The organism is Streptomyces sp. NPDC002018, assembly GCF_042890865.1.
Lineage (GTDB): Bacteria > Actinomycetota > Actinomycetes > Streptomycetales > Streptomycetaceae > Streptomyces.
This window is the reverse complement of the sequence record NZ_JBIASO010000024.1, coordinates 36456-48022: the sequence shown is the minus strand read 5'-3', so window position 1 is coordinate 48022 and position 11567 is coordinate 36456. Positions and strand designations below refer to the sequence as shown.

11 protein-coding genes are annotated in these 11567 nt (G+C 71.7%); 6 read left to right on the top strand and 5 right to left on the bottom strand.

Going from position 1 to position 11567, the window contains the following annotated elements; translation table 11 throughout:
- Positions 1-152: 152 nt before the first annotated feature.
- From ACFYYH_RS30190 to ACFYYH_RS30180, 3 genes are read left to right on the top strand one after another with little or no spacing between them, the layout of a single operon-like run.
- Positions 153-1142, top strand: a complete 990-nt coding sequence (locus ACFYYH_RS30190) for a FecCD family ABC transporter permease (protein WP_388557606.1) — start codon at positions 153-155, stop codon at positions 1140-1142.
- A 2-nt stretch (positions 1143-1144) separates the two neighbouring features.
- A complete protein-coding gene (locus ACFYYH_RS30185; RefSeq protein ID WP_388557603.1) occupies positions 1145-2236 on the top strand; it encodes a FecCD family ABC transporter permease in 1092 nt (363 codons plus the stop codon).
- An 18-nt stretch (positions 2237-2254) separates the two neighbouring features.
- The gene (locus ACFYYH_RS30180; protein WP_388557673.1) at positions 2255-3091 is read left to right on the top strand and encodes an ABC transporter ATP-binding protein; all 837 of its coding nucleotides are present in this window, start codon (positions 2255-2257) and stop codon (positions 3089-3091) included.
- A gap of 84 nt (positions 3092-3175) precedes the next feature.
- Here ACFYYH_RS30180 and argB read toward each other — a convergent pair whose 3' ends face one another.
- Entirely contained in the window at positions 3176-4084 is a 909-nt protein-coding gene (gene argB / locus ACFYYH_RS30175) for an acetylglutamate kinase (RefSeq protein WP_388557600.1), read from the bottom strand.
- Entirely contained in the window at positions 4081-5028 is a 948-nt protein-coding gene (locus ACFYYH_RS30170; protein ID WP_388557597.1) for a methionyl-tRNA formyltransferase, read from the bottom strand. The genes argB and ACFYYH_RS30170 overlap by 4 nt, the downstream gene beginning before the upstream one ends.
- A 77-nt stretch (positions 5029-5105) precedes the next feature.
- Between ACFYYH_RS30170 and ACFYYH_RS30165 the strand changes: the two genes are divergently transcribed.
- From ACFYYH_RS30165 to ACFYYH_RS30155, 3 genes are all read left to right on the top strand, one after another.
- Positions 5106-6449, top strand: a complete 1344-nt coding sequence (locus tag ACFYYH_RS30165) for a lysine N(6)-hydroxylase/L-ornithine N(5)-oxygenase family protein (protein ID WP_388557594.1) — start codon at positions 5106-5108, stop codon at positions 6447-6449.
- Between the two features lie 308 nt (positions 6450-6757).
- A complete protein-coding gene (locus ACFYYH_RS30160) occupies positions 6758-7729 on the top strand; it encodes a universal stress protein (RefSeq protein ID WP_388557591.1) in 972 nt (323 codons plus the stop codon).
- A gap of 184 nt (positions 7730-7913) precedes the next feature.
- A complete protein-coding gene (locus ACFYYH_RS30155) occupies positions 7914-8351 on the top strand; it encodes a universal stress protein (protein ID WP_388557588.1) in 438 nt (145 codons plus the stop codon).
- Positions 8352-8569: 218 nt separating this feature from the next.
- On the opposite strand, the gene ACFYYH_RS30150 is transcribed toward ACFYYH_RS30155, so the two are convergent.
- From ACFYYH_RS30150 to ACFYYH_RS30140, 3 genes are all read right to left on the bottom strand, one after another.
- Positions 8570-9463 carry a universal stress protein gene (locus ACFYYH_RS30150; protein ID WP_388557585.1) on the bottom strand — a complete coding sequence of 298 codons (894 nt, stop codon included), beginning with the start codon at positions 9461-9463 and terminating at the stop codon, positions 8570-8572.
- A gap of 274 nt (positions 9464-9737) precedes the next feature.
- Positions 9738-10352: a hypothetical protein gene (locus ACFYYH_RS30145; RefSeq protein WP_388557583.1), complete on the bottom strand. Its 615-nt coding sequence runs from the start codon at positions 10350-10352 to the stop codon at positions 9738-9740.
- Between the two features lie 372 nt (positions 10353-10724).
- Positions 10725-11456: a response regulator gene (locus ACFYYH_RS30140; RefSeq protein ID WP_388557580.1), complete on the bottom strand. Its 732-nt coding sequence runs from the start codon at positions 11454-11456 to the stop codon at positions 10725-10727.
- Positions 11457-11567 lie beyond the last annotated feature (111 nt).

The window sequence follows — 11567 nt, the reverse complement described above, 5'->3', positions numbered from 1 at the left end:
CATACTAAGGTAAGGGTTACCTAATCACATAGGGGCTCTTCTCTTCGGGTGGCCGGAGCGCTGACTACAGTGAGGGCCCGGACGCGACGTGAGGATGTTGACGTGGAGAGAGCTCGGTGACCGGGGGGAAAGCCCCTCGCGCGGTGCTTCTGGTGGCACTGCCCGGAGCGGCCCTGGTCGCCCTGTGCCTGCTGTCCCTCGCGTTCGGCGCCCTGAGCGTGCCGCTCGACGAGGTCGTGTCGACACTCTTCGGGAACGCCCCGAACAGCCGGATCGACAATGTCGTCTGGTCGGTCCGAATACCGCGTACCGCGCTCGGACTGGCGGCGGGGGCGGCCCTCGGGCTGTCCGGCTGTCTCATGCAGGCCCTGACGCGCAATCCGCTGGCGGACCCGGGCGTACTGGGCGTCAGCGCGGGCGCGGCCTTCGCCATCGCCGTCTCCGTCGGGGTGTTCGGACTGAGCACGGTCTACGGGTACATCTGGTTCGCGTTCGCCGGCGCGCTGTTCGCGAGTGTGCTGGTGTATCTCCTGGGCGGGCTCGGACGGTCCGGTACGACGCCGGTGAAGCTGGCGCTGGCCGGTGTCGCCATCACCTCGCTGCTCTCCTCGCTCACCAGTGCCGTCGTCCTCACCGATCCCGACGCCCTGAACCGGTTCCGCTTCTGGGAGGCCGGCTCGCTCGCCGGCCAGAACGGCGACAGCCTCGCCCAGGTGCTGCCGTTCCTCGCCGTCGGCGCGCTGCTCGCCCTGTTCCTGGCTCCCGCGCTCAACAGCCTTGCCCTCGGTGACGATGTGGCGGCCTCACTGGGGACGCGGCTGGGGCTGATCCGGATCCTGGGTGTGCTCTCCGTCACCCTGCTCACCGGCGGGGCGGTGGCCGTCATCGGGCCCGTGGTGTTCGTCGGTCTCGTCGTCCCGCACGTCGCGCGTATCCTCACCCAGGCGGCGGGGATCGGCCCCGATCACCGGTGGCTCCTTCCGCTGTCGGCCGTACTCGCCCCCTGTCTGCTGCTTCTGGCCGACATCGCGGGACGCCTGGTCGCCCGCCCGGTCGAGATCCAGGCCGGTGTCCTCGTCGCCTTCATCGGCGGCCCGTTCTTCATCGCGATGGTCCGCCGCCGCCGACTCGCGGAGCTGTGAACATGACCGGTCTGCTCTCTCCCCGTACGCCTTCCCGCGGCCCCTCCCGCATCCCCGCCCGGGTCGCGTTCCGGCTGGCCCGCCCGCCGGTCTCCGGTGTGGTGCGGCCCCGGCTGATCGCCGTCGGCGCAGGGCTGGCGCTCGCCGCCTTCCTGGTGTTCTGTCTGGGGCTGTCCGTGGGCGAGGTCCCGCTCGGACTGACCGATGTGATGCGCTCCCTGGCCGGGGCGGGCGATCCGGCCACCGATCTCATCGTCCGGGAACTGCGGCTGCCGAGGGCCCTGACCGGGCTGCTCGTCGGCATCGCCTTCGGCGTCTCCGGCGCCCTCTTCCAGACCGTGACGCTCAATCCGCTCGCCAGCCCGGACATGATCGGCATCACCCAGGGCGCCGGCGCCGCCGTCGTGGCCGGTATCGTCCTCGGCTGGGACGCGGGCCTGAGCACCCAGTCGCTGGGGCTGCTCGGCGCGCTGGTCACCGCGCTGCTGGTGTACATGCTGGCCTGGAAGCGCGGTACGACCGGCTACCGCATCGTGCTCGTCGGCATCGGCATCTCCTGGATCTGCACCAGCGTCACGGACTATCTGATGGCGCACGGCGGCCAGTTCGAGGCACAGGCGTCGCTCGGCTGGCTCGTCGGCAACCTCAACGGACGTGACTGGAACGCCGTCGGCCCGCTGGCGATCGCCCTGGCCGTCCTCGTACCCGTCGCGCTGCTGCTCGGCCGCTGGATGCGGACGCTCCAGCTCGGCGACGACGTGGCGAAGGGGCTGGGGACACCCGTGCAGCCGGTCCGCCTCGCCACGCTGCTCACCGGGGTCGGACTGGTCGCGTTCGGCACCGCAGCGGCGGGCCCGGTCGCGTTCGTGGCGCTCGCCGCGCCCCAGGTCGCCCAGCGGCTGGCCCGTACCGCCTGGCCCCCGCCGGTCGCGGCGGGGCTGACCGGCGCGCTGATGGTGCTGGCCGCCGATCTGCTCGCACGCGAGGTGATCCCCGGCACCGAACTCCCGGTCGGCGTCGTCACCGGAGTGCTCGGCGCTCCGGTCCTGCTCTGGCTGCTCGTCCGTGCCAACCGTGTCGGCTCAGGAGGCTGAACCGTGTCATCGAAACCCGTGCATCCCGCCGACCCGGACCTGCGGGCCGAGGGCCTGCGGCTGGCGTACGACAACCGTGTGGTCGTGGACGGCCTCGACGTCGCGATACCGCCGGGCCGGATCACCGCGATCGTCGGGGCCAACGCGTGCGGCAAGTCCACCCTGCTGCGCGCGCTCGCCCGGCTCCTGTCGCCGCGCGCCGGCACCGTACAGCTCGACGGCCTCGCCCTGCACTCCATCCCGACCCGGGAGCTGGCCCAGCGGCTCGGCATACTGCCGCAGAGCCCGGTCGCACCGGAAGGGCTGACGGTCATCGACCTGGTCGGCCGCGGCCGTTCGCCCCATCAGACCTGGTGGCGTCAGTGGTCGAAGAGCGACGAACAGGCCGTCCACGACGCCCTGCGCGCCACCGCCATGACGGACCTCGCCGAGCGGCCCGTGGACGAACTCTCCGGCGGGCAGCGGCAGCGCGCGTGGATCGCGATGGCGGTCGCCCAGGGCACGCCCGTACTGCTGCTCGACGAGCCGACGACCTATCTCGACCTGGCCCACCAGATCGATGTCCTCGACCTGGTCAAGGACCTCAACCGGCATGAGCGGCGCACGGTCGTCATGGTGCTGCACGATCTCAACCAGGCGTGCCGTTACGCCGATCATGTGATCGCGATGAAGGCGGGCGCGATCGCGGCGGAGGGCGCCCCGGCCGAGGTGATCACCGCCCAGACGGTCGAGGACGTCTTCGGCCTGCGCTGTCAGGTCGCCACCGATCCCGTCAGCGGGACGCCGATGGTCATCCCGGTGAGCCGTCACCACGACACACCGGTCCAGCCCGCCGCCCCCGCGTCACTCGGCTGAGACGGCGGCCCGGGGCCCGTACGGCCGTGCCGACGGCCGTACGGACAGGGAGGGGACGGACGAACGGGGAGGAGGCGGACGGGATCAGGCGCTGGGCACGGCAGCCGTCCGCAGGAGCGGCGGAACGGTCTCCGGCTCCTCCCGGGCCGCGTCCGGAAGCACCGTCGTACCGCCACGCTCCGGATGGAGCAGACCGCTCAGCAGGGCATGGGCGGCCCTGCCGTCGAGCACGCGCGCCGTACGGACTCCGGCCCGGACGGCCTGCCCGCACGCCTCCATCTTCGGCCGCATGCCCCCGTCCAGCCGGGGCAGCAGCAGGTCCAGGTCCCCCGCGGTGAGCCGTTCGACGACCCGGTCGCTCGCGGGCCAGTCCGCGTAGAGACCGGCGACATCGGTGAGGACCACCAGCGTCTCGGCCTCCAGGGCGGCCGCGATCGCGCCCGCCGCCGTATCGGCGTTGATGTTGTAGATCTCCCCCGCCTCCCCGCGGGCGACCGGGGAGACGACCGGGATATGGCCGTGGTCCAGCAGCATCCGTACGAGGGTGGTCTCGACCTTGATGATGTCCCCGACCAGGCCGATGTCGACGGCCACGCCACCGGCCTCGCCGTAGCGCCGCCGGGCGACGAGGGTGTGCGCGTCCTCGCCGGTGAGCCCGACCGCGTACGGCCCGTGCTCGTTGAGCAGGCCGACGAGTTCACGCTGTACCTTGCCGGCGAGCACCATCCGGACGACGTCCATCGTCTCCGGGGTGGTCACCCGGAGGCCGGCCGCGAACCGCGAACCGATTCCCTGCCGGCTGAGCTGGGCGCTGATCTGGGGCCCGCCGCCGTGCACGACGACGGTGCGCACCCCGGCCCGCCGCAGCTCGACGACATCCTCGGCGAAGGCGCGCGTCAGCTCCTCGTTCACCATCGCGTGGCCGCCGAACTTGACGACGACGGTCCGGCCGCGCAGTCGTTCCGGCACCGTCCGGGTGAGGAATCCGTTCACGGGCGGGAGGTCAGGTAGCCGCCCATCGTGCGGAAGTAGTCCGTGGCGGCGTGTTCGGTGCCGTCCTCGGTCCGCAGGCGCCTGATGACCAGGCCCCGGCCACGGCCCGTACGGGCGTCGGGACCGGCGACGATGACCACGCCGTCGCCCTCACGGATGAAGATCCGGCCCGGGGTGCCGCCGTAACGGGCCTCCGAGACCGCCGCCGAGACGATCCGTATGGGCCGTCCGCGGTGGTGGGTGAAGGCGTTGGGATACGGGTCCGACTGGGCGCGGATCAGCCGCTCCAGGTCCTCCGCGGGCCAGGACCAGTCGATCCGGCTGTCCTCGATGGCGCGCTTGTGGAAGAAGCTGGCCCGGGAGCGGTCCTGCGGGACCCAGCGGGCGGTGCCGGAGGCGATGGCGTCCAGGGAGTCGGTCACGATCGGCCCGATGAGGTCGACCGTCCGGTGGAAGAGGTCCGTGGCGGTGTCGGTGGCCCCGACCGGCACGGACCGCTGGAACACGATGTCCCCCGCGTCGAGTTCCGCGTCCATGCGGTGCGCGGTCACCCCGACCTCCGGCTCGCCGTTGATCAGCGCCCAGATCAGCGGGGAGAAGCCGGCGTAGGCGGGCAGCAGCGAATCGTGGACATTGAGGGTGCCGTGCGGGGGGAGGTCGAAGATCTCCGGGGGCAGCCAGGTACGCCAGTTGTTCGCCACGATGATGTCCGGCGCCGCCTCGCGCAGAGTCCGCAGCAGCTCCTCGTCGTCGGGCCTGTTGCGCAGGAGCACCGGCACGCCGTGCTTCTCGGCGAGTTCGGCCACCGAGTCGTCCCAGATCTTCTCGTAGACATGGTCGCTCTTGGGGTGGGTGACGACCAGGACCACTTCGTGCTCGGAGTCCAGCAGCGCTTGGAGCGTTCGGTGACCCCAGGTCTGGTAGCCGAACATGACGACCCGCATGGTGAATCCTTCCTCAAACATTGCAAGGTTAGCCTTACCTTACCTAATATGTAGTCACTTAGGGAGGCGATGACGCGGTGAACCCACTGCAGAGCGGGCCGGACTTCATCCATGACGTACTCGGTATCGGCTTCGGGCCGTCGAACCTGGCTCTCGCGATAGCAGTCCAGGAGCACAATGCGAAAGTTCCGGACAATGAACGAATAAGCGCTGGATTCCTGGAGAAGCAACCCCGTTTCGGCTGGCACCGGGGCATGCTCATCGACGACGCCACGATGCAGGTCTCTTTCCTCAAGGACCTGGTCACGATGCGGGACCCCACGAGCGACTTCAGCTTCCTGTCGTATCTGAGCGCCCGGGGCAGACTGGTGGACTTCCTCAACCAGAAGACCCTGTTCCCGCTGCGCATCGAGTTCCACGACTATTTCGAGTGGGCCGCCGCCCGGGTCGACGATCTCGTGGAGTACGGCTCGGAGGTCGTCTCGGTGGACCCGGTGACGGTCGAGGGCGAGGTGCGCTGGCTGGACATCACCGTCCGCGAGGCGGGCGACCCGGAGCGGCTGACCGTGCGCCGGGCCCGCAACATCGTCGTCGCCACCGGTATGGAGCCCCATCTGCCGCCGGGGACCGTCCTGTCGGACCGTATCTGGCACAACAGCGAACTGCTGCCCAGGGTGACCGAGCTGACCGGCCGGCGCACTCCGGTGCGGCGGGCCGTGGTGCTCGGTGCCGGGCAGAGCGCGGCGGAAGCGGTCGACTACCTCCACCGCAGCTTCCCGGACGCGGAGATATGCTCCGTCTTCGCCAAGTACGGGTACACCCCGGCCGATGACAGCCCCATGGCCAACCGGATCTTCGATCCCGAGGCCGTCGACGTCTACTACAACGCGCCGCGCGGGGTGAAGCAGGCGCTCTTCGACTACCACCGCTCCACCAACTACTCCGTGGTGGACATGGACCTGATCGAGTCCCTGTCCCGGACGATGTACCAGGAGAAGGTTCAGGGGAACCGGCGGCTGCGGATGCTCAACGTCTCCCGCATCCGCGAGGTCGAGGCGCACGACGACGGGCTCGACGTCACCGTGGAGTATCTGCCCACCGGTGAACGGGAGGTACTCGCCGCCGACATCCTGGTCCACGCCACCGGCTACCGGCCGCAGGACCTCGGCGAGCGCCTCGGCGGGATCGGCAAGCTCTGCCTGCGCGACGAGGAGGACGCGCTCCTGGTCGACCGGGACCACCAGGTCGTGACCGCCCCGAACGTGACGGCGGGCGTCTATCTCCAGGGCGGCACCGAGCACACGCATGGGATCACCTCGACCCTGCTGTCCAACACGGCGGTACGGGCGGGGGAGATACGCGACGCCCTGCTGGCGGAGCGCCGTACGAGGAGCTTCTCGGCGGCGGTCGACGCGCCCTGACACACGGCGGAGGACATCGGGCGTGGGCACACGGCGCGGGCGGGCCGCGTGCCCACGCCCGTTTCGGCGTTGCGTGAGGAGCGGTGTTCCGTGCGGCCGGTGGTTCCGTGAGACCGGCGTTCCGTGCGGCCGGTGTTCCGTGAGACCGGCATTCCGTACGACCGGTGTTCCGCAGGGCCTCCCGGCGTGGAGGTGAGGGCCGGTCCGCGCCGTCCGACGGCCGGTCGGCCCCTGCCGGCCGGACCACCCGGCACCCGACGCTGAGGAGCGACCGTACATCGGGAACACCGCCGGAAGTGAGGGTGGACATGCTCCAACGCCATGTGGTCGTGGGTGTCGACGGCTCGATGGTCTCGACTCGCGCGCAGGACGCGGCCGCCGAGGAGGCGACGCGCCGCTCGCTCCCCCTGGAGATCGTGTACGCCGTGCCGGACCTGGATGTGGCGGGGCCGATCCTCGCCGCCGCCGTGGCACGGGTCCGGGAACGTTCGCCCCACCTCTCCGTCCGGGTCACACCCGTGGCCGGAGATCCGGTGGAAGCGCTGGTGGCACGGGGCGAGCACGCGGCTCTCACGGTGGTCGGTACCCGTGCCCTCGGCGGTTTCGCCTCGCTGGCCTCGCGCTCCGTGGCCCGTCGGCTGGTCGAACGTACCCGCTGCCCCCTGCTGATCGTGGGCGCCGGTGCCCGCGCGGGCCGGTCGGGCGGGACGGGCGGGACGGGCGGGACCGGCAGGACGGGCGGGACGGGCGGGACCGGCGGCGTTCTGCTGGTCGTCGAGAGCGACGCCGACATCGAAGCGGCGGCGGTCGCCTTCGAGGAGGCCGCACGCAGGGGAGCGCGCGTGCGCTTCCTGCACACCGGGAACGACGGGCCGCTCCCCGAGGTCCCGTGTGCCGAGACGGACAGCCGGCTGCGGAGCACGGGGCACGGGCGAACGGAAGCGGCGGGCACCACGGAAGCGGCCGGCACGACGAGCGGAACGGGCACGACGGAAGCGGCGGGCACGGCCGAGACAGCGGGCACGGCCGAGACGGCCGAGACCGTGGACGCGACGGCCGCGCGGGAAGCGGGCCGCTCGTTCGACGGCCCTCGGCATGAGGAGGCACAGGTCGTCTCCCGGGTCTCCGTGCGTGACCTGATCGCCGCGGGCGCCGAGGCCGATGTCATCGTGGTCGCCCGCCATCGCCACGGCGGTACGGGGCTGCGCCCGGGACACACCCTGCACGCCCTGCTCCATCACGCCCGCTGCCAGGTGCTGGTCGTCCCCGTGGACCGGTGAGCGGGAGGAGCCGACGGCCCCGCGGCACCCTGAGGACATCCTCCGCGCCGGGACAGGGCTGGTGGTCCCTCGGCTCGGGACGGGCGGCCCTGTCCCCGGGCCCGTCGGCGCGAGCACGCTGGAGACATCGAATCCGCAGTGGTCGAATCCGCAGCGGTCGAACTCTCACGAATGGACGCACACCATGGACACGCAGGAATCCGCATCAGGTCGCATCGTCGTCGGTGTGGACGGTTCACCGTCGTCGGAGGCGGCTCTCCGGTGGGCCGTCTCCCAGGCGGAACTGGTGGGGGGTGTGGTCGACGCGGTCATCGCCTGGCAGTATCCGGCGGCCTACGGCTGGCCCGTGATGCCGGCGGAGGCCGATCTCTCGGAGTGGGCCGGCAAGACACTGAATGACAGCCTCTCCCGCGCGCTGGATCCGAACAGTTCGGTGGAGGTCCGCCGGCATGTGCTGTCCGGCGACGCGAGTCAGGCACTGCTCGACACGGCTCGCGGGGCGCGGTTGCTGGTGGTGGGGAACCGTGGGCACGGAGGGTTCACCCAGGCACTGCTCGGATCCGTGAGCCAGCACTGCGTGCACCACGCCCAGTGCCCGGTGGTCATCGTCAGGGCGGACTGATCCGCCCTGATCGGCCGGGCGCCCGACAGCGGGCACCTGGAGGCGGGCCGAAGCCCGCGAGGCGTAAGGACCGGCAACGGCCTTCCGCCTCGCGGGCTTCGGCCGTTCCGGTCGATGGCTGTTCCGGTCGATGGCCGGTCCGGTCGATGGCCGGTCCGGTCGATGGCCGGTCCGGTCGATGGCCGGTCCGGTCGATGGCCGGTCCGGTCGATGGCCGGTCAGTCGTGCGGGACCACGGCCACGGGGCAGGGCGCGTGGTGCAGGGCCGCCTGCGTGACCGGACCGCTGTACGGGCCGGTGTGCTCGGGACGGCGGTGACGGCCGAGGACGAGCAGCCCGGCCTCCGTCGCGGCGTGGAGCAGATGAGGCGCCGCCCGGCCCGGTGTGGCAATCACCGTGGCGGCGGTGTCCGGATACTTGTCCTGCCACCGCCCCACGACCGCTTCGAGGAGCTGCCGGCGTTCCGCCGTCGGCCCCGGCCCGCCGGTCGTCCCGGTTCCCGCCCGGTGAAAGGGGGACGGGCTGAAGGCGTGGACGAACCGTACGCCGGTCCCCCGCAGACGCGCGGCCTCGTAGCCGAACTCGATCAGTTCGTCGCAGGGGTGACCGAGGTCGACCCCGACGACCACCTCCCGGTAGGGGGTCCTGGCCGAGGGACCGCCGTCCGCGTCCGGGAGATGCTCGTCCTCACTCCGCTGTCCGGCACGGACGAGCACGACGGGACAGTCGGCCCGCGCGACCACGCGCAGGGTGACCGACCCCAGGAAGTAGCCGGCGAAACCGCTGATCCCCCGGCTGCCGAGGACCAGGAGCTGTGACTCCCGGGCCGCCACCCGCAACGCGGTGACGGCGGGGACGGGAACCTGCCGGCCTTCGATGTTCAGCTCCGGGTACCGGCTCTGGACATGGTCCGTGGCCTTTCGCACGATGCGAAGGGCCCAGTGGCGCTGGCCGGTGTCGGTCGGCACCGAGACCGACGGGTGCGAGGACCACTCCCATGCGTGGACGAGCCCTAACGGCGCGCCGCGGCGTACCGATTCCGCCGCCGCCCAGCGCGCGGCGGCAAGGCTCTCGGGGGACCCGTCGACTCCTGCGGTGACCGGTCGAAGCATGATGCGCACTCCTGGGTTGTCGGGCGGAACAGCCGTACGGGGAGGGGCCGTTCGTTCGCTCGTATCGTCCCGCCGCGGCAGTGGCCGGCAGCAGGGCCGCCGGTCCCCCGGCCCGAGGTCCGAACGGCCCGTGGACGGGGCGAACGGCCCTCGGCCGGTGGCAGGCGGCGGGAGGCGGGAGGCGATGACATGCGGGTGGCTGCCGGGCTCCGTCGGACATGCCGAGGGGCCGGGACACGTAACCGCGTGTCCCGGCCCCTCGGCTGTCGGTCGGTCAGTGGAGCCAGCGGCTGCGGCTGACGATCGGAAGCCGTTCCCACAGCCGGCCCAGACCCCAGGTACGACCGGCGTAGGCGACGGCGAGAGTGATCAGGACCGCCGCGTACACGAGGTGGTAGTCGATGAGCGGATTGCTCGACATGCTGGGCGCGCCGTCGGAGAGGTGCCTGGCCGGCGGCCACTCCGCCGCCCACATGAACGCCATCATCACCGTGCCCGCCGCCGCGGTGAGCCGCAGCGCGACGCCGGCCACCAGGGCCACGCCGATCGAGAGAAGACCGAGCATGAACAGCCAGTCGACCCATGCCTGGCCGGCCCACGCGTGGAAGGTGGCCTCCAGCGGCCCCGCGGAGACACCGCTCAGGAAGCCCTTGGCCGGCGAACCGCCGTCGATCCAGCCCCGCCCGGCGGGAGTCGCGTACCCCCAGCCGAAGGCCTTGTCCGCGAACGCCCACAGGAAGACGCCGCCCAGGGCCAGCCGCACCACCGCGAACGTCCTGGCGAGGACCGTGGCCGAGACGGCCTCTGCGGCGTCCACGGCGGTCGCGCCCTGGTCCTTGGGCCGGGACCACGAGATGAGCGGCCGGTGCGAACCCTCGTGAAGTGCCATGATGGTGATCCTCTCAGCGGGGCTGAACGCCCGGTGTCGCTTACGTGTTCACTATCGAGCCGGCCGTCCCTCGCGCGCTGCTGGCAGGTGGCCCTGACCCGCGGGCCGAACGGCCCCTCTACGGAGGGCTGTTGAGCCGCTTCTACGGGAGAGGGCGGTACCGGAGACATACGGGCGGGCACGGGCCTGCGGGGACAGCCGGAACGGCCCGCCGAAGACTGAGCGATGTGCGAGGGCGCGACGGCACGACGGCACGACGGCACGACGCACGCGACGGGTAACGGGCGACAGGCATCGGGGCGGCAGGGCAACCGGACAACGAGGCGACCGGACAACCGGGCAACGAGGCGGCCGGAAGCGGCCCGTGAAGACTCAGCGGTGCGTACGGCCTTCGGGCCGCGGCGGCTGTCCCGCGCCCTGGCGCTCCTGCGCGGCGAGCGCCTCGGTGGCCAGCACCGCCGCCTGCACACGGCGTTCGACCCCGAGTTTGGCCAGCAGCCGCGAGATGTTGTTCTTCACCGTCTTCTCGGCGAGGTAGAGGCGTTCTCCGATCTCACGGTTGGTCAGTCCCTCCCCCACCAGGGCGAGGATGTCCCACTCGCGCTCGGTCAGATCGGGCAGCGCGTGCTCCGGCGCCTGCGGCGCGGGCCCACCGCGCAACCGTGCCATCAGGCGGGTGGTGGCACCGGGATCGAGCATGGACTGTCCCGAGGCGACGGTCCGTACGGCGGTGACCAGATCCGTGCCGGTGATCTGCTTCAGCACATAGCCGGACGCCCCCGCCATGACCGCGTCGAGCAGCGCTTCCTCGTCGTCGAAGGAGGTGAGCATCAGGCAGGCCAGTTCGGGCATGCGTGAGCGCAGTTCCCGGCACACGGCGACGCCGTCACCGTCCGTCAGCCGCACATCGAGCACGGCCACCCGCGGGCGCAGCGCGGGAATGCGGACGAGCGCCTGCTCTGCCGTGGAGGCCTCCCCCACGACGGACAGATCGGGTTCGGCGTCCAGCAGGTCGCGCACGCCCCGGCGGACCACCTCGTGGTCGTCGAGGAGGAAGACGCTCACCGGCGTCTTCGCGTCCGGACCGCTCCCGCTGTCAGTCATGGCGCACTCCCGTACGTTCCTGGGCCCCGCCCTCGGCGACCGGCATCCCGCATCGTCCCCGGAAACGGGCCGGAAGGCCAGGGCCGTTCGGCCCTTCCGCGCGCCCCGGCC